The 23,267-nt window shown below is 60.0% G+C and carries 20 protein-coding genes and 1 pseudogene; all 21 read right to left on the bottom strand.

From position 1 onward, the window contains the following. Positions 1-4: 4 nt before the first annotated feature. Entirely contained in the window at positions 5-466 is a 462-nt protein-coding gene (locus KBF66_RS00435; RefSeq protein WP_296650211.1) for a chemotaxis protein CheD, read from the bottom strand. 15 nt (positions 467-481) lie between these two features. Further along, complete coding sequence (locus KBF66_RS00430; protein ID WP_296650208.1) at positions 482-1,300, bottom strand: CheR family methyltransferase; 819 nt, start codon at positions 1,298-1,300, stop codon at positions 482-484. Between the two features lie 11 nt (positions 1,301-1,311). Then, the gene (locus KBF66_RS00425; RefSeq protein WP_296650202.1) at positions 1,312-4,296 is read right to left on the bottom strand and encodes a methyl-accepting chemotaxis protein; all 2,985 of its coding nucleotides are present in this window, start codon (positions 4,294-4,296) and stop codon (positions 1,312-1,314) included. A gap of 46 nt (positions 4,297-4,342) precedes the next feature. Next, the gene (locus tag KBF66_RS00420; RefSeq protein WP_296650197.1) at positions 4,343-6,595 is read right to left on the bottom strand and encodes a methyl-accepting chemotaxis protein; all 2,253 of its coding nucleotides are present in this window, start codon (positions 6,593-6,595) and stop codon (positions 4,343-4,345) included. Positions 6,596-6,613: 18 nt separating this feature from the next. Next, positions 6,614-7,579 (bottom strand): chemotaxis protein, encoded by a 966-nt coding sequence (locus tag KBF66_RS00415; protein WP_296650192.1) that lies wholly within the window; start codon positions 7,577-7,579, stop codon positions 6,614-6,616. 24 nt (positions 7,580-7,603) lie between these two features. Continuing rightward, positions 7,604-9,592, bottom strand: a complete 1,989-nt coding sequence (locus tag KBF66_RS00410; protein WP_296650187.1) for a methyl-accepting chemotaxis protein — start codon at positions 9,590-9,592, stop codon at positions 7,604-7,606. Beyond that, entirely contained in the window at positions 9,567-10,085 is a 519-nt protein-coding gene (locus tag KBF66_RS00405) for a PAS domain-containing protein (RefSeq protein WP_296650183.1), read from the bottom strand. The genes KBF66_RS00410 and KBF66_RS00405 overlap by 26 nt, the downstream gene beginning before the upstream one ends. Positions 10,086-10,130: 45 nt before the next feature. Beyond that, entirely contained in the window at positions 10,131-12,686 is a 2,556-nt protein-coding gene (locus KBF66_RS00400; RefSeq protein ID WP_296650178.1) for a methyl-accepting chemotaxis protein, read from the bottom strand. A gap of 50 nt (positions 12,687-12,736) precedes the next feature. Then, positions 12,737-13,279 carry a chemotaxis protein CheW gene (locus KBF66_RS00395; protein ID WP_296650175.1) on the bottom strand — a complete coding sequence of 181 codons (543 nt, stop codon included), beginning with the start codon at positions 13,277-13,279 and terminating at the stop codon, positions 12,737-12,739. A 39-nt stretch (positions 13,280-13,318) separates the two neighbouring features. After that, positions 13,319-14,611, bottom strand: coding sequence for a chemotaxis protein CheA (locus tag KBF66_RS00390; protein WP_296650172.1), 1,293 nt, complete (start codon positions 14,609-14,611; stop codon positions 13,319-13,321). Between the two features lie 33 nt (positions 14,612-14,644). Beyond that, positions 14,645-15,541 carry an Hpt domain-containing protein gene (locus KBF66_RS00385; protein ID WP_296650169.1) on the bottom strand — a complete coding sequence of 299 codons (897 nt, stop codon included), beginning with the start codon at positions 15,539-15,541 and terminating at the stop codon, positions 14,645-14,647. 14 nt (positions 15,542-15,555) lie between these two features. Then, entirely contained in the window at positions 15,556-15,843 is a 288-nt protein-coding gene (locus tag KBF66_RS00380; RefSeq protein ID WP_296650165.1) for an STAS domain-containing protein, read from the bottom strand. Positions 15,844-15,926: 83 nt separating this feature from the next. Next, positions 15,927-16,295 (bottom strand): response regulator, encoded by a 369-nt coding sequence (locus KBF66_RS00375; RefSeq protein ID WP_296650163.1) that lies wholly within the window; start codon positions 16,293-16,295, stop codon positions 15,927-15,929. 15 nt (positions 16,296-16,310) lie between these two features. Next, positions 16,311-16,949: a hypothetical protein gene (locus KBF66_RS00370; RefSeq protein WP_296650160.1), complete on the bottom strand. Its 639-nt coding sequence runs from the start codon at positions 16,947-16,949 to the stop codon at positions 16,311-16,313. Then, complete coding sequence (locus KBF66_RS00365; RefSeq protein WP_296650156.1) at positions 16,946-18,463, bottom strand: methyl-accepting chemotaxis protein; 1,518 nt, start codon at positions 18,461-18,463, stop codon at positions 16,946-16,948. The genes KBF66_RS00370 and KBF66_RS00365 overlap by 4 nt, the downstream gene beginning before the upstream one ends. 42 nt (positions 18,464-18,505) lie before the next feature. Continuing rightward, a complete protein-coding gene (locus KBF66_RS00360; RefSeq protein ID WP_296650153.1) occupies positions 18,506-18,889 on the bottom strand; it encodes a response regulator in 384 nt (127 codons plus the stop codon). 483 nt (positions 18,890-19,372) lie between these two features. Beyond that, positions 19,373-20,557: pseudogene (locus tag KBF66_RS00355) on the bottom strand (phosphoglycerate kinase); the annotation flags it as partial. 42 nt (positions 20,558-20,599) lie between these two features. Further along, entirely contained in the window at positions 20,600-20,950 is a 351-nt protein-coding gene (locus KBF66_RS00350; RefSeq protein ID WP_296650150.1) for an AzlD domain-containing protein, read from the bottom strand. Further along, positions 20,947-21,636, bottom strand: coding sequence for an AzlC family ABC transporter permease (locus tag KBF66_RS00345; RefSeq protein ID WP_296650358.1), 690 nt, complete (start codon positions 21,634-21,636; stop codon positions 20,947-20,949). Before KBF66_RS00345 ends, KBF66_RS00350 begins: the two co-directional genes overlap by 4 nt. Positions 21,637-21,741: 105 nt before the next feature. Next, on the bottom strand, positions 21,742-22,701 hold the full coding sequence (gene fmt / locus KBF66_RS00340) for a methionyl-tRNA formyltransferase (RefSeq protein WP_296650354.1): 960 nt from the start codon (positions 22,699-22,701) through the stop codon (positions 21,742-21,744). A gap of 8 nt (positions 22,702-22,709) precedes the next feature. Continuing rightward, positions 22,710-23,219: a peptide deformylase gene (def, locus tag KBF66_RS00335; RefSeq protein ID WP_296650147.1), complete on the bottom strand. Its 510-nt coding sequence runs from the start codon at positions 23,217-23,219 to the stop codon at positions 22,710-22,712. Positions 23,220-23,267: the final 48 nt, after the last annotated feature.

The raw sequence follows: 23,267 nt of genomic DNA, 5'->3' as shown, positions 1-23,267 counted from the left end.
CTTTTTATGAATTGGTTGATACGGTTTCCACTGTGGGTTCGGCCGGGCCGACGGTCCACAACAAACGACGGTAGCCTGCACCCCCCAGGTCCTGCTTGAGGATGCGGATCTTATGGTGTTCCAGGTAACCCAGCACCCAGTCCACATTGTTGGCACCGACATGATGGTGGGTGAACAGGTTGGGGAACATGTTGCCTCCACCCACCACATAGGCCTCGCAACTGCGCGGCGCAAAACCCACCTGGTACAGTCGGCGCACCATGTCGGCCATGGCCACCGAACCAAACGCCGTATTGTGTTTGTTGGCTGCGTTGGGGTGGCCCACATGCACAATGTGGCACATCACCCCGACGGTGCGCCGCGGATCGGTCAGGATCACGCTGACACACGAGCCCAGCAACGTTTTCAGCGTATCACCCGCCTGACCCAGGGCGACATCGCCGGGCATCAATTCAAAAGTGGCCATATTCTGCGGCGCTCATCAAGGCGTTTTGCGAAAGGCGCCTGGCTGCACCGTCTGCAATGGCGTTTTGCAGGCGACGCGGCCCTCGGCGGTACCCAGAAAAAACAGACCCCCTGGCTTGAGCGTCGCGAGCACCCGGTCCACCACCTCGATCTTGGTTGGTACATCAAAGTAAATCAGCACGTTGCGCAGAAAAATCACGTCAAAAGGGCCAATGCCATCAATGGGCTGGCACAAGTTGAGGCGCCCAAACTGCACCCGTTCGCGAATCTTGTCCTGCAGCAGCACCTGACCCTCAGAATCACCATCGCCACGCAGGCAGTAGCGGCGCAGTCGCTCCGGGCTGACGGCACGCAGCCGGTCTTCGGGGTAGACGGCCTCTTTGGCACTCAGCAACACGCGGTGGCTGATGTCGGTGGCCAGGATCGACCAGTCCGGACCAATGCGTCCCTGCATCTGCATGTCGGCCAGCAGCATGGCCGTGCTGTAGGCCTCATCCCCAAACGAGGATGCAGCGCTCCAGATCGCCAGTGGCGCGCGACTTTTGCGACTTGCGAGCTCCTGCTCCAGCAACTCGTAATGTTTGGGTTCGCGGAAAAAATAGGTCTCGTTTGTGGTCAGCAGATCGACCGCCATCTGGAACTCTGCCGCCTGCGACTCATCCTCCAACATGGCAATGTAGTCGGCAAAACTGCCCGCGCCGATGCGCTGGATGCGCGGCAACAGGCGTGACTGGATCAGCGACTTCTTCGAGTCATTGAAGGACAGGCCAGCCGCCTGGTACATGATCTCGCTGATGCGTTTGAACTCACGGTCGCTGAAACTGATGTTTGACACGCCAAGCTTTCTTAATAGGGGCGAAAGTTCCCGCCACCCCTGACCGGAGCGGCGGTCAGAACCGGCACCGATGCCCGCGGCGCACGCCCACCAATGCCGCGTCGCTCGGGTGCGGACGCCTCATTACGCCCGCGAGCCAGCAACCGAGTTTCGCCCGTATTGAAGAACCCGATGCTCTGTTGCAACTGATCGGCCTGGGTTGCCAGCTCCTCACTCGTGGCGGCCAGCTCTTCCGATGCGCTGGCGTTTTGCTGCGTCGCCTTGCTCAGCTGACCCATGGCGCCACCAATCTGGGTGACCGATTCACTTTGTTCGCTGGATGCTGCTGCAATCTCCTGCACCAACTCACTGGTTTTCTGGATGCTGGGGACAATTTCATCGAGTAATTTACCGGCACGTTCGGCCGTCGTCACACTCCTGACGGCCAACTCGCCAATTTCTTTGGCAGCTTCCTGGCTGCGCTCAGCGAGTTTGCGCACCTCGGCGGCCACCACCGCAAAGCCCTTGCCATGCTCGCCCGCGCGCGCCGCTTCTATGGCGGCATTGAGCGCCAGCAGATTGGTCTGGTAGGCAATGTCGTCCACGATGCCAATCTTGGCAGCGATCTGTTTCATTGCCGACACGGTCTGGCTCACCGCACGACCACCGTCAACGGCTTCCTTGCTGGCTTTGGTGGCCATGCTATCGGTGACACGGGCGTTGTCACTGTTCTGGTTGATCGAGGCCGACATCAGGTTGACGGACGACGTGGTTTGCTCCACGCTGGCCGCCTGCTCACTGGCCGCCTGACTGAGCGCCTGGGCAGTGGCGTTGACCTGCCCGGCGGCGTTGGTCAACGCATCCGAGGCACTGCGCACTTCACCTATGACCCTGGACAAGGCCTCGTTGGTGGCATTGACGCTGTTTTTGACGTTGGCAAACAAACCCGCGTAATCGTGCGTGATGCGCTGCGTCAGGTCACCCTGCGCCAGCGCGGCCAGCACCCGCGCCACGTCCGACAGACCCTGTTCGCTGGTTTCGACCAGTTGGTTCATGCCCTCGAAGAGTTTGCCGAAAAAGCCGGTTTTGCCGTCCAGACTCAAGCGGCGGCTGAAATCGCCCTGCGAGGCGGCGCTCACCATCTGGTCGAGTTCAAGTTCCGACGCAATTTCATTGGTACGGTCCAGCCATTGGGTGATGCGGCCGATGGGTGTGCCGTGGCTATCAAGCACCGGACGGGCCAACAAGCGCAGTTGGTGCCCGCCCACTTCCATTTCCACCGTTTCGCCAGTTTTCACCGCCTGATCAAACCGGCTCGCATGGGTCGAGTCCTTGAACAGGGTGGAGAGCTTGTTGCCATAAAACTTGTCGGTGTCAAAGCCACTGCCGCCAAACAGCTTGAGCATCTCTTTGGCCGGCGGTGTGGCGTGGACCAGTTGTGCCTGGGCATTGGAAACCGTTACCGCCACCGGCAGACTGTCAAGCGACAAGCGCAGGCGCAGGTTGAAGGCCGCTGCCTCGGACGCCTGCTTCATGGCGGCCTGTACCCGATCGATGGCGGCGGTCACCCGCGCCTTCTGACCGGGCAAACGCTCCATGGCCACGTCAAGACGCCCTTCGGTGTAGGCCGATACCACTTCCACCACTCTCATCTTGACGGTAATGTGGGCCTGCACCAGCTGGTTGATCGACTCGGCCATGACCGCATAATCACCCGGCAGGCCTTGTGAGGCCATGCGGAAATCGAGCATCCCGGCCTCATGCTGCTGCGCCAGCTCCACCTGCGCCGCGCGAAACTGGGCCAATACCTCCTGCATGGTGATCACCGACTGCAGCACCTGGGCCGGCTCGTCACGGCCGGTGGGCGGCGCTGGCCTGTGGTGCAGATTGCCCTGGGCAATCTCCTGCAGGTGCAGGCTGACCCGCCGCAAGCCCCCATTGGTCACCAGATAAAAGCTGTAAAAAAGGTAAGCCACCAACAACAGGCTCACCAACAGAACGCCGGTCGTGACCTGGAGTTCGGTCTGCATCCCGCCCACCCGCTGATCGAGCAGCATCTGCAGCTCGGTTTGCATTTTTTCCAGCAATGCATACTGGGCCTCCAGCGACATGTTTGCCAGCGACAGGTACGACGCCTGGGTTTCTGCCGCGTAGTCTTTGCCATCGATCACGCCATTGCGTGCCAGCGCAAAAAACGACTCGGTGATCCCAAGGGCATTTCCTGCCTCATCTTTGGACGCCAGCGCCGGGTTGTAGGCGTAAGCCTTGGCCAGGCCATCACGCATGTTGTTGAACTGAAAATCGGCGATGGGCATCAGCGCATGCAGGAAATCCAGCTGCTGGGGCGTGATGGCACCGGCCTTCATGATGCCCAGCCCCATGCCGCGCAGTTTGCCGGTGCTCTCCAGAATGTCAGGCATCCGGAAATAACTCGAATCCATCAGGTAATAACTGTCGATGTCAGGGTCGAGAGTGAGGTTGGAGGCATCGGTGACCTGCAGCATCAAGGCCACCAGCGCCTTGATATGTGCGGTGTGTGCCTCAAACACGGCATCCATGTGCTGGCCCGGTGCACCGGCAGCCTGGGCATCGGCAAAAGCCTTCTGCACGGCAGCATAGGTTTTGCCGGTATCGAGCTGTGAGCCCAGTTCCTGGTTCACCGCGGCCAGCCTGTCTTGCGCCAGCTTGAGTTTGCTCTGCACCTCCGTCAGCGTGGCAGGTGCCGCACCGTTGGCCGCCATGGAGGTTGCGTCACGCCGCCATTGCTGCGCTGCGTTGATCAGCGGAAAGATCTCGCGGTTGTAACGCACACCCAGCTTTTCCTTGGCTGAAAAAGCGATGCTGGTGGCCTTGGTCGTGTAAAGAGACCAGCCCAACCAGCCAATGGGCAACAGAAATACCAGGCAGATCAGCAGCGCCTTGCCGCCAAACTGCAAATTGCCCATCAGCCGCATACCCGGGCCGAACAGGCCTAGCAAGGGGCCAGTGCTGTTGTCAGTCGATGTTTGTTGACGCATAGGTGCAAGGTCTTAAAGATTGAAAGCAAGCGGGAAGATATTGGGTTCAATAGGGTTTGAAGTTGCCACCCGTGCGCACCGGTGCCGACAAACGTGGCGCACTGGCACCGAACTCGCGTCCGCCACGCCGCGGCGCTGACAACTCATGGCGACCAGAAACTGCCTTGTGCCCATCACCGAGATTAAAGAACGCGACCGACTGCTGCAGCTGCTCGGCCTGCCCGGAAAGCTCTTCGCTGGTGGCGGCCAGCTCTTCAGATGCGCTGGCGTTTTGCTGCGTCGCCTTGCTCAGCTGACCCATGGCACCACCAATCTGGGTGACCGATTCACTTTGCTCGCTGCTGGCCGCCGCAATCTCCTGCACCAGCTCGCTGGTTTTCTGGATGCTGGGCACAATGTCGTCGAGCAGCCGGCCAGCGCGTTCTGCGGTGGTGACGCTGTTGCCCGCGAGTTCGCCAATTTCCTTGGCTGCCTCCTGGCTGCGCTCAGCGAGTTTGCGCACCTCGGCGGCCACCACCGCAAAGCCCTTGCCATGCTCGCCCGCGCGCGCCGCTTCTATGGCGGCATTGAGCGCCAGCAGATTGGTCTGGTAGGCAATGTCGTCCACGATGCCAATCTTGGCAGCGATCTGCTTCATTGCCGACACGGTCTGGCTGACGGCCTGGCCGCCATCGACGGCCTCTTTGGTGGTCTTGGTGGCCATGCCGTCGGTGACTTTGGCGTTGTCACTGTTTTGCGTGATGCTCGCACTCATCACGTCGATCTGTGAAGTGGTTTCTTCAACACTGGCCGCCTGCTCGCTGGCCGCCTGGCTCAGGCTTTGCGCGGTGGCGCTCACCTGGTTGGCCGCCCCGGTCAGCGCGTCCGCCGCGGCACGAACCTCGGTCATCACTTGTGACAGTTTGTCGGTGCTGGCGTTGACGCTGTCTTTGACCTGACCAAACAGACCTTCGTAATTCGCCGTCATGCGCTGGGTCAGGTCACCCTCTGACAAGGCTTGCACCACCCGCGCGACGTCGTTCAAACCACGCTCACAGGTTTCAACCAGGGTATTGATGCCGCCTGACAATTTGGCCAGGAATCCGGTTTTGTTGGTCGCGTCAATCCGACCATCAAAACGACCTTGCGTCGCTTCTTTAACCAGGTCATCCACCTCACTCTCTGCCGAAACTTCCTGGGTTCGATCAAGCCAATAAGTCACCCGGCCTGCATGGCCACCCTGGCTATCCAGAATTGGCTGCGCCTGCAGTCTGAGATGATGGCCTTGAATGAACGTGTCGATCACTTCACCGCTGCGGGTGGCGTGCTCCAGTTTGTCGGCGTCCTGGGGGTTGCGGAACAGCGTCGTCAACTTGCGCCCGATCAAGGCAGAAGCGCTGGTGCTCTCACCTGTGAACATCTGCAACAAAGTCACGGCCGGTGGCGTGGCACTGACCAGACAACCGCTGGCGTCTGAAACGGTGACGGCCACCGGCAAATTGTTGATCGCCATTTTGATACGAACGTCGGCCGTGACGTCCGTGGCAATCTTGACCACCTTGCTCACACGCCCGGTTTCGTCCTTGACGGGTGCATAGACCCCCTGCAGCCAAACTTCCTGATGGCTGTGATTCAGTCGTTTGAAAATATCACTTTTCGCCATACCGGTACGCAAATCGTTCCAGAACTGCGCGTATTCAGGGGTCTGGGCAAAGGCGGGGTCAACAAAAATCCGGTGGTGCTGACCTTTGATTTCGTCAAGGCTGTACCCCATCAGTTTGAGCAGAATGCCATTGGCAGTCAGTATCTTTCCATCCAGATCAAACTCGATGTACCCATAGCTGGCGTCGATGGCACTCAAAATGGCACGCGCATTGCGCCGCTCAATCTCCACATCGGTGATGTCATAGCGCACACCCAGATATTTCTCCGGCTTGCCGTTGGGCCCCATGAACGGCGCCACCACCGCATCGACGTAATAGGGCGTGCCGTCTTTGGCGCGGTTCTTGATGACACCACGAAATATGTCGCCGCGCCCGATGGTGGCCCACAACTGCTTGAAGGTCTCCTTGGGCATGTCCGGGTGGCGCGTGGTGCTGTGGGGGTGCCCGACCAGTTCATTGCGACCGTATTTGGAAACTTCCATGAACTTGTCGTTGATGCTGACGATGTCGCCCTTCTTGTCGGACTCGGACACGATCGAGGTCAGGTTCATGATGTCGATGCGAACTTGAAGTTCCTGCTCCAGTTCGGCCAGTCGCCGATTGATTTCAGCACCATTGAACAGGCGATCCATAAGAGAAAATTGCTTTGTGCTCATGATGAGTCCTTTTAGAAACTACTTGCCCAGGATCTGGCTCAGCACCAGCCTCAGAGTGTGGGCCAATTCACGCGGTGAAAACTTTCCAACGTAACCGTCCGCCCCCACCGCCTTGACGTGATTTTCATTGGTGGTGCCGGTCAACGACGAGTGAATCACCACCGGGATACCCTTGAAGCGCTGGTCCTGCTTGATCAGTTTGGTCAAGGTAAAGCCATCCATTTCCGGCATCTCCAGATCGGTCAGAACAACGGAGATGCGATCCCTGACCCGAAAACCCTCGGCCTTGGCGTGATCGGCCAGGTCCTGCAGGTAGTCCCACGCCTCTTTGCCTGTTTTGGTCATGACAAATGGCGCACCCATGGCCTTGAGCCCCAGTTCAATCACCGCGCGCGCGACATGGGAGTCGTCAGCGACCAGGATGGATGTACCTGCGGGCAAGATCAACTCGGGGCCGACCACCTCCCGTGTAATTTCCTCTTTGGTGACTGGCATGACATCGCGCAGCACTTCTTCCACATCGAGCACCTGCGCCAGACGGGTATCCGGCTTGGCCCCATCCAGCCGTGCAATCCCGGTGACCAGCGCACCCGCATGGGAACTCTCGGCAGGCAAGACCTGGTCCCATTCCAGCCGGACAATTTCGCGCACATCTTCGACCGCAAACGCCTGCACGGTCCGCGCAAACTCCGTCACCATCAGAATGGTGTGCCCTTTGGTGGGTTTGCAGCCGACCACCGCCGGCAGGTTGATCACCGGAATGATCTGCCCCCGGATGTTGGCAATACCCATCAGGTGTTCATGGGAATTGGCCAAAGCCGTGATTTTGGGCATCACCAGCACCTCGCGCACCTTGAACACATTGATGCCAAACAACTCGCGCTCACCGGTGCTGGGGGACTCGCCAAGTCTGAACAACAGCAGCTCAAACTTGTTGGTACCCGCCAGGCGGGTGCGCTCTTCGATGTCCTTGTCGTGACTCATGGCGGATCGATTCTGGAAAATGGGTCAATAGGGTTTGAAATTGCCACCCGTGGCAATGCGCCGCTGCGGGGGTGCCGGCGGCGGTTTCTTGCGGTCAGACAGCGCGGGGGCACCCGAGAAACGGTTGGACACCGCCACGGCATCGTCGCCAAAATTAAAAAAGGCAATGCTTTGTTGCAACTGCTCGGCCTGCCCGGAAAGCTCTTCGCTGGTGGCGGCCAGCTCTTCAGATGCGCTGGCGTTTTGCTGCGTCGCCTTGCTCAGCTGACCCATGGCGCCACCAATCTGGGTCACCGATTCACTTTGCTCGCTGCTGGCCGCCGCAATCTCCTGCACCAGCTCGCTGGTTTTCTGGATGCTGGGAACAATGTCGTCAAGCAACTTGCCGGCCCGCTCTGCCGTAGTCACGCTGTTGCCCGCGAGTTCACCAATTTCCTTGGCTGCCTCCTGGCTGCGTTCAGCGAGTTTGCGTACTTCTGCGGCCACCACCGCAAAGCCTTTGCCGTGTTCTCCAGCGCGTGCCGCCTCAATGGCCGCATTCAAGGCCAGCAAATTGGTCTGGTAGGCAATGTCGTCCACAATGCCAATCTTGGCCGCAATCTGTTTCATGGCACCTACGGTTTGACTCACCGCCTGGCCACCGTCCACCGCCTCTTTGGTGGCCTTGGTGGCCATGCCGTCGGTGACTTTGGCGTTGTCACTGTTTTGCGTAATGCTGGCACTCATTACGTCAATCTGTGAGGTAGTCTCTTCAACGCTGGCTGCCTGCTCACTGGCCGCCTGGCTCAGTGACTGCGCGGTCGCCGACACCTGGTTGGCCGCCCCGGTCAGCGCGTCTGCGGCAGCGCGCACCTCTTCGAGCACCTGCGTCAGGTTCTCTGCTGTCGAGTTGGCGCTGCGCTTGACCATGTCGAACAAGCCTTCATAGCTGCGATCAATGCGCTCGGTCAGGTCCCCCTTGGCAAAGGCCTCCAACACCCGGGCCACGTCCGTCATGGCGCTTTCACTGGTTTCAACCAGCTCATTCATGCCCTGCGCAATCGCCGCAAAGAAACCGGCTTTGCCTTGCAGGCTCAGACGCTTGCTCAAATCCCCTTTGGCGGCTGATGCCACGACCGCTGCGATCTCCTGCTCGGACTGAATCTCGACGGTGCGGTCAATCCAGTGCGTGACCCGGCCCAGCGCATGCCCCTGGCCATCCAGGATGGGTTTGGCCAACAGCCTGATCTGCCGCCCGGCGATTTCCACGTCGACCACTTCACCCGACTGCATGGCATGGTCAAAACGCTCGGCCACCCGGGGGTCGGTGAACAATTCGCTGAGTTTGCGGCCGACAAATCGGTCGACATCGAAACCGGCGCCACCAAATTTCTGCAACAGCAGCTTGGCTGCCGGCGTGGCGTGCACAAAAGCGGCTTGCGCGTTCGATACCGTCACACATTCGGGCAGGCTGTCGAGCGCCATCTTGATGCGCATGTTTTCGCTGGCGACGCGCTGCTCCTGCTCATAGGCCGCCAGTTTCTCTGCGGCGGCGCGCTGTTCCAGTTCTGCGGTACGCGACATGGTTTGCAGGGACGCATTGGTCTGCACCAGCGCGGCCTGAAATGATCCACGCAAGCCTTCGGACTGCGCCAGCCTGAAATACTGGCCACCGCTGGCGTAGCGCAGGGCCGTGGCCTGCTCACGAAAACAGGCTTCCAGCTGATCGAGCATGTCGTTGAAGTCCCAGCTCAGGTCGTGCAATTGACCACTGGACGGCATACGGTCGACCCGTTGGCCAAAATTGCCTTGGGCCACCTCTTGGGCAATCGCGCGAATCTGCTGCACGCAATGTTGCTGTGACTGCAGTTTGACGTGCCAGAGCACCAGCAGCAGCAGCAAAGGCAGCAACCAGACCAGCACGAATGCGCTCCAGCCCTGGTGCCAGCTTTGCAGCAACGCCGCGACCACCAGCAGCGAGCCAAGCAGCGCCGGGTAGGCGGCAAACTCAGAGCGAGAGGACGAATTGCTCATAGCTGACTCCTTGTTGTTTCAGGGTATTGGTCAACAAAGCCAATGAGGCATCACAAGCGTCTTTGGAGCCGGCCTTGCGCTCTTCTTCGAGCATGGCCTGGTACAGACCGCCCATCAGCGCAATGGCTTTGGTGCTGGCCTTGCGACGTACCGAAAAATACCCCACGACCTGACCGTTGGCATCAAAATCCGGCGTCACATTGGCAAATACCCAGTAGAAGCTGCCGTCCTTGCACATGTTTTTGACAAATGCAAAACACTCCTTTTTCTGTGCCAGCGTGTCCCACAGGAACTTGAAAACGCCGCGCGGCATGTCGGGGTGACGCACGATGTTGTGCTGCTCGCCCATCAGCTCGGACGCCTGATAACCCGAAAATTCAATGAACACGCGATTGCAGTAAGTGATGCGGCCTTTCAGATCGGTCTTGGAGACGATAAAGTCGCCTTCCCGCATGACCCTTTCCTGGCTACTGGGTGTCTGCCTGTTTTTCATTCAACCGTCTCCTCAAAGAGTATTTGCACTGACTATGGCCCTATCTCAGTAGGGCTTGAAATTGGCGCTGTCACCGCGACGCACCGGTGCCGCGATCAGCGGCGCACCCAGCTGGCGTCGCTCCAGTCGTGCCGGCGCGGTCGCCGCCTGCTGACGGCTGCGCACCGGCGTTTGCCCCTGTCCCTCGTGAAAGAAAGCAATTGACTGCTGCAATTGCTCGGCCTGACCTGAAAGCTCTTCGCTGGTCGCCGCCAACTCTTCGGATGCGGACGCATTCTGCTGCGTGGCTTTGCTGAGTTGTCCCATGGCCCCGCTGATCTGGGTCACGGTGCCACTTTGCTCGCTGCTCGCTGCCGCAATTTCCTGGACCAGTTCTGAAGTTTTCTGAATGCTGGGGACAATCTGGCCCAGCAACTTGCCGGCGCTCTCTGCCTGGGTGACACTGCTGGCCGCCAGGGCGCCTATTTCCTTGGCCGCCTCCTGGCTGCGCTCAGCCAACTTGCGAACCTCTGCGGCCACCACCGCAAAACCCTTGCCGTGCTCACCGGCGCGCGCCGCTTCGATGGCTGCGTTGAGCGCCAACAGATTGGTCTGGTAGGCGATGTCATCCACAATGCTGATCTTCGATGCGATCTGTTTCATCGCATCCACCGTATGCGTGACGGCCGCGCCACCCTCAACGGCCTCTTTGTTGGTCTGGGTGGCCATGCGATCGGTGATGCGCGCGTTGTCACTGGTTTGGCTGATTGACGCCGACATGACATGGATGCTGGAGGTGGTTTCCTCCACGTTCGATGCTTGCTGGCTGGCCGCCTGGCTCAGCGATTGAGCCGTGGCAGACACCTGGTTGGCCGCCCCCGTCAGCGCGTCCGCGGCGGCGCGCACCTCACCAATGACACGCGCCAGGTTGTCGTTGGACCGGTTGACACTTTCCTGGACCTTGGCAAACAGGCCGGCGTAATCACCCGTCATGCGCTGCGACAAATCGCCATCGGCCAATGCCGCCAGAACCTTGGCCACATCGTTCAAACCCTGCGCACTGACGTCGAGCAGGCGGTTCATGCCCACCGAGAGGGTGGCAAAAAAACCGGTCTTGTCAGCCACACTCAGCCGATGCCCGAAATCTCCGGCACTGGCATGGTCAACCACGCCCGCAATCTCGTTCTCGATGTGCACTTCGGCAGTGCGATCCGCCCATTCCACCACGGTACCCAAGCGCTGGCCCCGCTCGTCGGTGATCGGATTGGCGGCCAAACTGAAATGCAGGTTGCCGACCTGAATTTGCGTTCTATAACTTTGATTAAGCTGCCCGAGCATCTGCCGCTGATGGCTGGGGTTTTTGTGGAACACGTCGATGCTGGCACCCACCAGGCGGTTGGCATCGAACTGCGGCAAGACTTTGCGCAACTCGCTTTCATTGCGGTGCATCATGGCGCTGACGGTGTCGTTCAGGTAAATGATGTTGAAGTCTGTATCGGCAATCATCACGTTGGTGGTACACCGGTCGAGTGCCGTCTTGATGCGCAGGTTGCGCTGCGCGGCCATGGCCGCGTCCTTGAGACCCGCTTGCACCTTGTCCAGCGCCTCGCTGATGCGGGCTTTCTGGCCCGGCAATCGGTCCATTGCCAGATCAAACCGGCCGTCCGAATAGGCGCTCACCACCTCCACCACCTTCATGGTGACCGCAATGTGTGAGTTCACCAGGGAATTGATCGACTCTCCCATGGCTTTGTAGTCGCCTTCAAGCTGGTTTACCGGCATCCGGTAGTCCAGCATACCCAGCTCATGTTGACGTGCCATTTCACTTTGCGCCGCTTCGAACTGCAACAAGGTGTCTTTCATCTTGGCCAGCGGTGCCATCAGCTGGCCAATCTCGCTCTCATCAGACTCTATTTCCGTGTCGAGCCGGCCAGCCGCCACCTCACGCGCAGCTCCCAGCGCGCGTCCCAGCGGCCGCATGATGCTGGCGGTGACAAAAAATGCCACCAGCACCGCCACCAGCACCGCCACCGCCACAATGATGATGCCGATGCGCGCAATCTGGTCGGTCTTGGCAGACGACGCCGCAAGATCGGCCTTCATATGCTCCACCTGGGCCTTGACAAACGGTGCCAGCTGTTTTTGCAACTGTTCGCTGGCACTGTCAAACCCGCCCATCAGCTTGTTGCCGGCCACCGGACCTGCTGCCACAAAGGCCTGGGCCATGGTCTGACCGGTGGCGTAATAGGCAGCCGCATCGGCCTTGATGGTTTGCACCTGTTTGGCAGATGCAGCATCGCCGGTTTCGGCGAAATGTTTTTCGAACCGCGTCAACCCGGCGCTGAACTCTTCATAGTTTTCTTTGGCTTTTCTGAAGCCGTCGTCGAGACCGTCTTTACCTTGGGTGGCAGAAATGTCAGACAAAAACTGCTGAATCTGCACCACGTTCTTGTCCATGGCCGTGGCCAGCAAGGCGTATTGCACGCTCTGTTCGGACACCTGAACCATGCTCTGCTTGACCTGTGACAGCTGTCCGGAAAACCAGAAGGTAAACCCGATAAACAGCAAGATTGGCAAAGCAAACCCCGCCAGGATACGTGTCCTGATCGTCAGTTGGTTCATGAATGAGGCTCCTCGTAGGATTCAAAGGGTGCAGACCGCAGTCCCGCACATCAGGTGGCGTGACCTTTTGCCGCCAAGGCGGCCATGTCGTCAATACACAGCGCGCGCTCCGGTTCCAGGATCACGATGAACTCCGAGCCCACCTTGCCCAAGCCCAGAATGAACTCGCGCTCGATGGTGGTGCCAAACTGTGGCGGCGGTTCAATCTGCGAGGCCGTGATCTCGATCACCTCGCTCACGGCGTCCACCAGCAGGCCCAGCTCCACCTTGTCGCCTTCGGCACCCACGTCAAAAATGATGACGCAGGTTTTCTTGCCCATTTGCGCCACAGCCCGGCCAAAGCGGGACTTGAGGTCGATCACCGGCACCACCGCACCACGCAGGTTGATGACGCCCCGCACAAACTCCGGCATCAGTGGCACGATGGTCATCGCATTGAACTGGATGATCTCCCGCACGCTGCGGATGTCCATGGCAAACACCTCGTCACCCAGGCTGAAGGTGAGGTATTGCAGCACTTCTTCTTTGGCCACAACACGCCGCGGCACGGCCAACGGTTCGGCGGCACTGGAAATCGCAAGATGGTTACTCATGTTGGTCTTTTCAAAATGAGGACGGCCGAACGGCGCGCGTCACGAGGGTTGTCCGATCGCGCGGTGCGCCGCGCTGTGGATGTCTGCCGTCACCAATTCACCCAGCGAAGCCACGTCCAGAATCAGCGCCACCTCGCCACTGCCCAGGATGCTGGAGCCGGAAATGCCACGCAAGGTCTTGAACAAGCGCCCCAGCGGTTTGATCACCGTCTGTTGTTGGCCCAGCAAGACTTCCACCTCAATGCCGTATTTGCCGCGCGGCGAGTTGACCACCACCACGCTGGTGCGCTCAGGCAAGCTGGATTCCACATGATAGAGTGAGCGCAAACGCACCACCGGCAACACTGCGCCACGCAGCTCGACACAATGGCGGCCGGTCTTGTCGACCCGCACGTTCTGACCACCGGCTTCGATGACCTCGACCACCGAGCCAAGCGGCAACACAAACTTGGCCTTGCCCACCCCGACCAGAAAACCATCGATGATCGCCAGGGTCAAGGGCAGTCGGATGTCCACCTGCAAGCCCCGTCCCGGGCGGCTGTCGAGTTTGATCGAGCCACGCAGGGACTCGATGTTGCGCCGGACCACATCCATGCCGACCCCGCGCCCCGACAGATTGGTCACCTGCTCGGCGGTCGAAAAGCCCGGCTCGAAGATCATCATGTTGATCACATCGTCGCTGGGCACGGTATTGGGTTCGATCAGACCGCGGTTCCAGGCACGCTGCAACACCCGCTCGCGGTTGATGCCCCGGCCGTCGTCTTCGATACGGATCAAAATAGCACCGGTTTCGTGGCGGGCGCTCAAAATCAGCTTGCCCGCCGCACTCTTGCCCGCCGCAATGCGCTCCTGCGGCGGCTCCAGGCCATGATCGAGCGAGTTGCGCACCAGATGCATGAGCGGGTCAGCAATCTTTTCGACCATGGACTTGTCGAGTTCAGCCTCACCACCCACGATCTCAAAGTTGACCTCTTTGCCCAGACTCGACGCGGTGTCGCGCACCACGCGACGGAAGCGACTGAAGGTCTCGCCCACCGGCACCATCCGCAGGCCCAGCGTGCCGTTGCGGATTTCCTCAATCAGGCCATTCATGTGCAGATTGGCCTCGATCAGCGCCACATTGCGGGTTTCACGCGCCAGCAGATTGGCGCCCGCGCCGGCAATGACCAGCTCGCCCAACAGATTGATGACGGCGTCAAGCCGATCGGCCTGTACCCGGATGTATCGGTTTTCTTCACCGCCGCTGGTTTCGCGCGATTTTTGCTGTTTGTTCAGCGCCGCCTCGACCACCTCGGGGGGGACACCTGCCTGGGTCTCCAACAAATTGCCCAATTTGGGCTTTTGCGCCGCAGGGGTGTGCTTGGACTACACCTGATTGGATAGCACTTCAGTGAGCTTTTCCTGCGACACCGCGCCAACCGACACCAGCATGTCACCCAAACGCGGTGTGGCGGGCATCTCTTCAATGGCACGCACCAGCTTCTGGCCCTCGGTCTCGGGAGCAATGACATCGAGTTCGCAGTCGTCCGCCACAAAGCTGAAAGCGCCTTCGACCTCTTCGCGCGTCGCCGAAGACGCCAGCACCATATCAAAGCTCAGATAACAAGTCTCAGGATTGAGGTTGAGCAGCGATGGCACCGCATCGGTGCCACATATCATCGACCTGACGCTGCCCAAGCCCTTGAGGTAACGCGCAATGGACAAGGGATCCATCCCATTGCGAAACGTCTCCTGGCCAAAGCGGGCCGATATCTGCCATTCGGTCACGCCAGCGGCAGCCCCCCCGGTTGCTGGGGCACCCGCACCAGATTTACTGTCTGCGGCTGCAGCCGGCACGGCAGGCGCTGTTTGAACACTGTCGGTGTAGGCACGCAGCTGGATCACCAGATCCGCACGCAAGTCCTTTTGATCGGGTGTGTCGGCCTCGTCGTGGGCCGCCGTGTCCACCAGAAACTTGATCTGGTCATTGCATTGCAGCAGCAGGGTACTGATGGAGGGAGTCAGCTGGATCTCGCCATCGCGCAACTTGTCGAGCAGGGTTTCCACGTGGTGGGTGAACTCCACCACCTTGTTCAAGCCAAAAATGCCGGCCGATCCTTTGACGGTATGGGCACAGCGGAACAGGTTGTCAAGGAGTTCCCGGTTATCGGGCTGCTCTTCGAGTTCAAGCAGCAGGGCCTCGATGGCTTCGGTCTGCTCTCCGGCTTCGCTGATGAAAGCCGGCATGGCAGCGGCAATAAAGTCTTGGTCGGCGTCTGACATGGCAGTGACCTCTTTCAGGTATTGGCAAGCGATTTTTCCAGCCAGGCGCTCAAGCCCAGCGCCGCACAGGCATCGACAAAGGCAGCACTGGGTTTGACCAGTCGCCATTGCTGATCGGTGTTGGAAAGTGCCGCCATCAACTGCAGACCCGCGCCATCGATTTCGCTGACCTTTTCGGCCGAAATCTCCAGCGTCTTGGCCGCTTTGGCGGTTTGCTCCGTCACCCAGCTCAGCAGCGCATCACGAACCTCAACCGCGCTGTAGATGGTCATTTCTGTGGGAAGCTCGAATGGCGTACTCATGAAAAGTCCCGATGGTGTACAAAAGATCGCCCAGCAGTTGCCGGCCCGACAGGATTGCGCGCGGGCGCAGTCTCAGGCCGCTGTCATGGCAGACAAAGCTTGGAAACTGCGTTGAGTAGCGAGGCCGGCGAGAATGGCTTGACCATCCAGGCTTTGGCGCCTGCTGCCTTGCCCTCTTCTTTCTTGGACTCCTGGCTCTCTGTGGTGAGCATCAGGATGGGCAGGAAGCGGTAGCTTTGCAGGGCTTTGGCAGCCTTGACAAACTCGATGCCGTTCATGCGCGGCATGTTCACATCACAAATCGCCATATGCACCTTGCGACCGTCCAGCAAGGCCAACGCGGCCTGGCCATCACCCGCCTCCAACACGTCATAGCCCGCACCCTTGAGTGCCATTGCCACCACCTGGCGCAGGCTCGCCGAATCGTCGATTACCAGTATTGTCTGTGCCATTGTTATTGTTCCTTATCAAAAAAAAGTGGTTTCTTCGTCATCGGCCGCCGGATTGCCACCTGGCTCCCCATGCTGATGCCGCTGCTCGGTCATCACATACTGCGACTCCAGACGTGCCAGCCAGGCCGTGGCGTCCACGTTCACGTTGCTGTCGGCAAGGGCGTTTTCGAGTCGCTCGATATCTTCGTGCAGCAGGGTCATCATCTGACTGATCCGGTCCTGGTACTGAAACCCCCGGTACATCCGCTCAACCTGTTGCCCGACCAGCTGGGTTTCGCGCTCAAACGGTTTGGAGATGCGTTCCAGCGCATCCACCGCACCACGGATCAGGTGCATGACCCGCTCAATCGCCGCCGCCGTGGGTGCATCCAGCCCGGCCACCAGCGGGCGGAGTTCTTCTTCGCACGCCTGCGCCAGCCCGGTGATGCCATCGCTGCCTTGTGCCAGCGCAGCGGTGATCTGGCCCGACTGTCGAGTGGCCATGTCCAGATGGGGCCCAATCTCGGCAAAGGCACCCAACATTTCAGCCACTGCAGTTTCGGACTGGCTGCGCGAGCTGGCCAATTGGCGCGCCCAAACCGGCAGCACCTGAGCGCACAACCGGACCAGTGCGCGGTCGTGATCGCATGAACTGGAGGCAGTATTCGCACTCATAGGTTGAGCCATTGTTGATTCAGATAGCAGCCACAGCCCACCAGATGCTTGTCGTCCAGCGGCATGACGTAGGAGGCCTTGCCTTGTATCTGCATGGTGGTCGGGTTGATGATGGTGTAATTCACCCAGCCACCCTGTTCGCTGTCACACACTTCCCACGCGTCGGCGACCAGCTTTTCGGCATCCAGACCTTGTATCTCACTGAGTGCACTGCCATCTTTTTCAGGCATGGCACCATGCACCACATAACGGCCATAGCGATCAAAGACAAAAATGTAAAGGTCGCGATCGATGAACTGGCCCTGGCGGTCATGGAAGTCGGCCTTGGCCTGGTCCAGACCCTGCATCCGGATGTGCACCATGGCGTCAAAGACCATTTGTCGCGCCTGGTCGGCAGTACCCTGGCGCAGGCGGATATCGCCCACCGAGATCTCCAGTGTCGAAGCCTGCAGGATCATGCGGTCGGAGTTGTAGCTGGCACGCTCCACCAGTTCGGAGTTCTCGTGTGTGAGCACGTCCAGATCACCCACCGCGTGCACCACCTCTTCGAGCGCCGCACTCTGTGAGGCGCTGCCTTCGGCCATGACATTGACGTTCATGGCAATTTCGCCGATGCCGGAGATCAGGCTTTCCATGGTTTCATTGATCTTCTTGATCCCCTCAACGGTCTCGCCGACCCGGGTGGAAGACTCGGCAATCAGGTTGCGGATCTCGGCGGCTGCACCTTGACTGCGTTTGGCCAGGTTGCGCACCTCGGCCGCGACCACCGCAAAACCGCGACCCTGCTCACCGGCCCGGGCCGCTTCCACCGCAGCATTGAGCGCCAGCAAATTGGTCTGGAACGCAATGCCGTCGATCACCCCGATGATTTCGGACATGCGTCGCGACGTTGCTTCCAGCGGGTCCATACTCTTGACGGCCTCATGCATCATGGTGCCCGCCAGATTGGCCTCGGTGTGCAGGCTGGTGGTCATCATGCTCACTTCGTGCGCGGCTGATGCATTGCGCGCGACCGTCTCGCTCACCGTTTTGACGTGCATCGAGGTTTGTTGCAGATGCTGCCCCTGCGCGGCCGCCCGCTCAGCCAGCGAGCGGGTGTCATCCACCAGCTTCTTGCCCGTGTCGCCCAACATGACCGCTGCGGTCCTGATGTTGGCCACGATGCCGGACATGTTGTCGATCATGGCCTCAAAGTGCCGCCCGAAGTTGCCCAGCGTCTTGATGCCGGCGTAGCCGCTTGCCGTCAGATCGCCATCAGAGGCGGCACTCATCGCGCTTTCGGTGCGGTCACGCTCGGAGCGGGTGATCCTGAAAAAACACAGCTGCAGATACCACCAGGCCAACAGCGACAGCAGCACCAGAGCGGAAATCACCTCCGCACCGGCGGGCCATTCCAGCCAGGGTGATAGCAGCAGGTACCCCAGGCACAGCAGCAAGGGGGCGGGCAAAACCCAGAACCGCAGGGTCCCGCGCATCGGCTTGAGCAAGGCGATCCCGGGGGCAAATAAGATCATGGCAAACCTGTCTTAGGGAGGGTGCTGCAGCCGCGGTGTCAATTACTTCAACGCCAATTCGATCTTGGCCTTGAGTGTGTCAAGCCGCGGCGGCTTGACGATGTAACCATACGTTCCCAGGGGCATGGCCTCTTGCAGGGTGGCTGAGCTGGCATCGGCGCTCATAAAAATGACTTTCATCTCATTGACCAGCGGATTGTTGTGGGCACGCAGATGCTGCACAAACTCCAGGCCGTCCATGGGCTTCATGTGAATATCGGTCAACACCAGGTCAGGCTTGAACGACACCATGGTGCGCATCGCACTGGCACCGTCCGTGGCGGTTTCGATGGACTGGATACCGAGCCTGCGCAAGCTGTTCACCACAAAGGTACGCATGACGGCGTCATCGTCAACCACAAGGACTCGGGAAAGTGTCAGATTCATGATACGAAATGCGAGTTTCTGAGGGGTGTCAGGCCACGGAAAGCCGGTTTAAATAATTCTATGGGGTCAGGACAAATAGCTTAGCAGCATTTACAGGCAACACAACCAAGCTCAAGGATTTTGTGCTAAGAAAACATCGATCTCTGCCAGCAGCCCTTGCAGCTGCGGCATGAGCTGCGCAAACGGCGGCGCCACCACCTCGATGGGCTCGGTTTTGCTGAGTTTTTCAACTTGGGTCACCTGTTCCACCAGGGCATCCGTTGAAAAAATCGGAACGTAACCTTTGATCGCGTGGAGCAGGGCGTTGGCGCTGTGCACGTCACCGGCTTGCAAGGCAGCGCTCATCTTGGGCAGGCTGTCGGCCATGCTGGCGGCTACGGTCTTGAGGATTTTGGCCAGTGATGCAGCCGAACCCATCATGCCGACACCGCGCTCAAGATCCAGACTGGGCACCACGGCGCTCGCCTGCGCCACCGTTGCGGTGGCGCGCCGCGCCAAAATCTCGAACGCGGGCAGGGTTTTGCCTTCCAGTACTTCGAGAAAAGCACCGCCACCGGTGGAGATGTAGCCAATGTCTTTTTCGATGCCATACTTGGCAATCGCGGCCAGGGTATCGCCGCCGCCAGCGATCGAAAACGCGCTGGAGCCGGCGATGGCCCGTGCCAGCGTTTGGGTACCGTGCTCGAAAGCGGCAAACTCAAATACCCCGACCGGGCCGTTCCACACAATGGTACCGGCACGTCCGAGCTGCTCGGCCAGTGCCGCCGCTGTCTGCGGCCCGATGTCCAGAATCAGCTCTTCATCGGCCACCGCGTTGGCGGCTTTGATGGTGGCGGGCGCATCGGCGGAAAAAGTCCTGGCGGTCACCACATCCACCGGAATGGGCACCGCCGCACCACGCGCCCGCATGGCGTCGATGACGGCTTTGGCCTCAGCCACCAGATCGGCCTCGGCCAGACTTTTGCCAATGTTCAGCCCCGCCGCGAGCATGAAGGTATTGGCAATGCCACCGCCCACAATCAGCTGATCCACCTTTTCCGCCAGACTCTTGAGAATGGTGAGTTTGGTCGATACCTTGGAACCCGCCACAATGGCCACCAAGGGACGCCTGGGCTGCGCCAGTGCCTTGGAGATCGCATCCATCTCGGCGGCCAGCAAGGGACCGGCACACGCCACCTTGGCAAACTCGGCAATCCCGTAGGTACTGGCTTCCGCACGGTGGGCCGTGCCAAATGCGTCGTGCACAAAAATGTCACACAAACCCGCCATGCGACGCGCCAGCGCCTCGTTGTTCTTCTTTTCGCCGACGTTGACCCGGCAATTCTCCAGCAGCACCACCTGACCAGGCGCGACCTGCACGCCGTCGAGCCAGTTGGCCAGCAGCGGTACCGGCCGACCCAGCAATTCGGCCATGCGGTTGGCCACCGGCGCCAGAGAGTCCGCCGCCGTAAACGCCCCTTCGGTGGGACGCCCCAGGTGGCTGGTGACCATCACGGCCGCGCCCGCATCGAGCGCCATCTGAATACAGCCGATCGAGGCGCGAATCCGCGTGTCTTCGGTGATGCGCCCACTGGCATCCTGCGGCACATTCAGGTCAGCGCGGATGAAAACACGTTGACCGGCTACTTGGCCCTGGGCACACAAATCGGAAAAACGAATGGCATTCATGGTGTTGCAATGGGAAGGTTCTGCTGATGATCATTGTAGGAGCTACCAACCCAGCATCAGGTGCAGCGGCAGGTAAACCAGCATCCCGACGACGATGGTGCCCAGCACGGCCTGCCCCTGGCCACGTCGCCACAGAAAAAACACCGCACCCGCCAGAGCGGCAAACAGGCGTGCGTCCTGCCAGGTGTGAATGAAACGGCCTTGCGACATGACCAGTTCGGGCACGATCACCGCCGACAGTGCGGCAATCGGCGCGTACTGCAGACCTCGCTGCGCCCAATGTGGCAGATGCCACGGTTTGCTGGACAAGAAGAACAGCGTGCGCGTGAGCACGGTGATCAGCGCGAGCCCCAGAATGACCAGCACAGTCCACAGGTCGGTTTGTGCGTTCATGGCGCCAGCGGCGGCCTGCGGCGCGCGTCGCGGGTGGCTTCAAGCAGCAGGCTCAATGCCACCGCTGCGGCAATGGCCAGCAATATATTGAGCTTGAACGGCAGCGCAAACGCGGCCACCGCTGCGGCACCGGCCACCCCTGCGCTGACCCAGCGCAACGGGCTGGAAGCCAGCGAAAACAAAATTCCCAACAGCGCCAGGATGCCCGCAAAACCCAGACCCCAGGCGCTGGGTATCAGTCTGGCCAGCAACACACCCACAATGCTCATGCCCACCCAGGCCAGCCAGTTCACGCCGCTGTTGCCGGCCAGATAGGCCTGCTGCGCCAGCAAGTCATGCGGGCTGCCACCATGATGCGGATAACGCCGTGTGAACAACACATAGGTCAAGTCGGTGGTGAGGTAACCCGACACCAACCGCTCCCACAAAGGCAGGTGCATCATGTAGGGACGCAAATGCGCGCTGAAAACGACAAAGCGCAGATTGACACAAAACCCGGTCGCCAGCACCACCCACATCGGTGCACCCGCGGCAATCAAGGGTATGGCCGCCAGCTGGGAGCTGCCGGCAAACACAATCACCCCCATCAGCAGCGCCTCGAAGGTGCTCAAACCGGAGTTCACCATGGCAACGCCGGTCATCAGGCCCCAGGCCGCCAGGCCCGGCGCTGCGCCCAGGGAGTCCATGGCCCCGACACGAAACTCGGGGTGCTTCAGATAGTCGGATCGAATGAACACAGGATGGGGCGGTATTGGGTTTTCAGGGCGGCCATGGTGCCGCAGCCAGGTGGATCAACCCAGGCGCGTGCCCACGGTTAAGTCAAAGCCACGCAAGAAGTCCGCAATCGGCAGCCGTTTGCCTCCTGGCCGCTGCAGTTCGGTCAACAAAACGACTGAATCAATCGCTGAAACCACGATGCCATCATGCGCTACCGCCACAATTGTTCCAAATTCCGGCAAACCGGCCAGGGGCACGGGCGCAACCTGGGCCGACCAGACCTTGAGGGTTTCACCGTGCAGGCAGGTGTGCGCCACCGGATGAGGGTTGAAGGCACGCACCCGCCGCACGATCCATTCGGCGGACTGGTCCCAACGGATCATCGCTTCGGACTTGTCGATCTTGTTGGCATAACAGATGCCTTCGGCGGGTTGTGGCACAGGCAGCAGTTGGTCCGCTTGCAGCCGCTGCAGCGTTTGCACCATCAGACCGGCACCCAGTGCGGCCAGTTTGTCGTGCAGGCTGCCGGTGGTGTCGGTGGGCAGAATCGGCAGCGCTTGCGCCAGCAGCATGTCGCCGGTGTCCAGACCAGCGTCCATCTGCATGATGGTGACACCGGTGCTGGCGTCACCTGCTTCGATGGCGCGGTGAATCGGTGCGGCACCGCGCCAGCGTGGCAAGCTGGAGGCATGAATGTTGAAGCAACCCAGCCGGGGCGCATCGAGCACCCACTGCGGCAGGATCAGGCCATAAGCGGCAACCACCATGGCATCAAGGCCACTGGCGGCCAACAAGTTCTGCGCCGACCGCGCATCATCGGGGAACTTACCGTCAAGCCGCAGACTGCGTGGCTGCGCCACCACCATGCCGTGTTCGAGGGCAAACTGTTTGACTGGTGACGCCTGCAACTTGAGCCCGCGCCCGGCCGGACGGTCGGGCTGCGTCAGCACCAAAGGCACCTGGTACCCGGCGTCGTGCAGCGCGGCCAATGCCACCCGGGCAAACTCGGGCGTACCGGCAAACGCCAGTCGCAGCGGGCGCATCAATCGCGCGCCTCGCGCTGGGCTTTGAGCATCTTGGTCTTGATGCGATTGCGTTTCAGCGGTGACAGGTACTCCACAAACACTTTGCCCATCAAATGGTCCATCTCATGCTGAATGCAAACGGCCAGCAGGCCGTCCGCCTCGATCAGGCGCGACTTGCCGTCACCGTCCAGCGCCTCGACCTTGACCGCGTCAAACCGTTCAACCCCATCGTAAATGCCGGGCACTGACAGACAGCCTTCTTCATTGAGGTGGCGCTCCGGGCTGGACCAGACAAGGGTGGGGTTGATCAGCACCAGCGGCTCATCGCGCTGCTCGGAGGTGTCAATGACGATCAGCCGTTCATGCACATTCACCTGGGTGGCCGCCAGCCCGATACCTTTGGCCTCGTACATGGTGGCCAGCATGTCGGCAATCAGTGTTTTGATCCGCGCATCGACCGCCACAACGGGTTTGGCGATGGTGTGCAACTTGGGGTCCGGGTAGCAGAGAATAGGGAGTAAGGCCATGATGAAACTTCAAAGATGTCGTTATTTTCGCTATTTTTCCCGCAGCAC

The organism is Rhodoferax sp. (assembly GCF_018063565.1).
Lineage (GTDB): Bacteria > Pseudomonadota > Gammaproteobacteria > Burkholderiales > Burkholderiaceae_C > Rhodoferax.
This window is presented reverse-complemented; position numbering and strand designations above follow the sequence as displayed.

What these genes read in the sequence shown, in the direction of transcription:
- KBF66_RS00435 (WP_296650211.1), bottom strand. Translation starts at nt 466, where the DNA reads ATGGCCACTTTTGAATTGATGCCCGGCGATGTCGCCCTGGGTCAGGCG.
- KBF66_RS00425 (WP_296650202.1), bottom strand. Translation starts at nt 4,296, where the DNA reads ATGCGTCAACAAACATCGACTGACAACAGCACTGGCCCCTTGCTAGGC.
- KBF66_RS00420 (WP_296650197.1), bottom strand. Translation starts at nt 6,595, where the DNA reads ATGAGCACAAAGCAATTTTCTCTTATGGATCGCCTGTTCAATGGTGCT.
- KBF66_RS00415 (WP_296650192.1), bottom strand. Translation starts at nt 7,579, where the DNA reads ATGAGTCACGACAAGGACATCGAAGAGCGCACCCGCCTGGCGGGTACC.
- KBF66_RS00410 (WP_296650187.1), bottom strand. Translation starts at nt 9,592, where the DNA reads ATGAGCAATTCGTCCTCTCGCTCTGAGTTTGCCGCCTACCCGGCGCTG.
- KBF66_RS00405 (WP_296650183.1), bottom strand. Translation starts at nt 10,085, where the DNA reads ATGAAAAACAGGCAGACACCCAGTAGCCAGGAAAGGGTCATGCGGGAA.
- KBF66_RS00400 (WP_296650178.1), bottom strand. Translation starts at nt 12,686, where the DNA reads ATGAACCAACTGACGATCAGGACACGTATCCTGGCGGGGTTTGCTTTG.
- KBF66_RS00395 (WP_296650175.1), bottom strand. Translation starts at nt 13,279, where the DNA reads ATGAGTAACCATCTTGCGATTTCCAGTGCCGCCGAACCGTTGGCCGTG.
- KBF66_RS00385 (WP_296650169.1), bottom strand. Translation starts at nt 15,541, where the DNA reads ATGTCAGACGCCGACCAAGACTTTATTGCCGCTGCCATGCCGGCTTTC.
- KBF66_RS00380 (WP_296650165.1), bottom strand. Translation starts at nt 15,843, where the DNA reads ATGAGTACGCCATTCGAGCTTCCCACAGAAATGACCATCTACAGCGCG.
- KBF66_RS00375 (WP_296650163.1), bottom strand. Translation starts at nt 16,295, where the DNA reads ATGGCACAGACAATACTGGTAATCGACGATTCGGCGAGCCTGCGCCAG.
- KBF66_RS00370 (WP_296650160.1), bottom strand. Translation starts at nt 16,949, where the DNA reads ATGAGTGCGAATACTGCCTCCAGTTCATGCGATCACGACCGCGCACTG.
- KBF66_RS00365 (WP_296650156.1), bottom strand. Translation starts at nt 18,463, where the DNA reads ATGATCTTATTTGCCCCCGGGATCGCCTTGCTCAAGCCGATGCGCGGG.
- KBF66_RS00360 (WP_296650153.1), bottom strand. Translation starts at nt 18,889, where the DNA reads ATGAATCTGACACTTTCCCGAGTCCTTGTGGTTGACGATGACGCCGTC.
- KBF66_RS00350 (WP_296650150.1), bottom strand. Translation starts at nt 20,950, where the DNA reads ATGAACGCACAAACCGACCTGTGGACTGTGCTGGTCATTCTGGGGCTC.
- KBF66_RS00345 (WP_296650358.1), bottom strand. Translation starts at nt 21,636, where the DNA reads ATGGACTCCCTGGGCGCAGCGCCGGGCCTGGCGGCCTGGGGCCTGATG.
- def (WP_296650147.1), bottom strand. Translation starts at nt 23,219, where the DNA reads ATGGCCTTACTCCCTATTCTCTGCTACCCGGACCCCAAGTTGCACACC.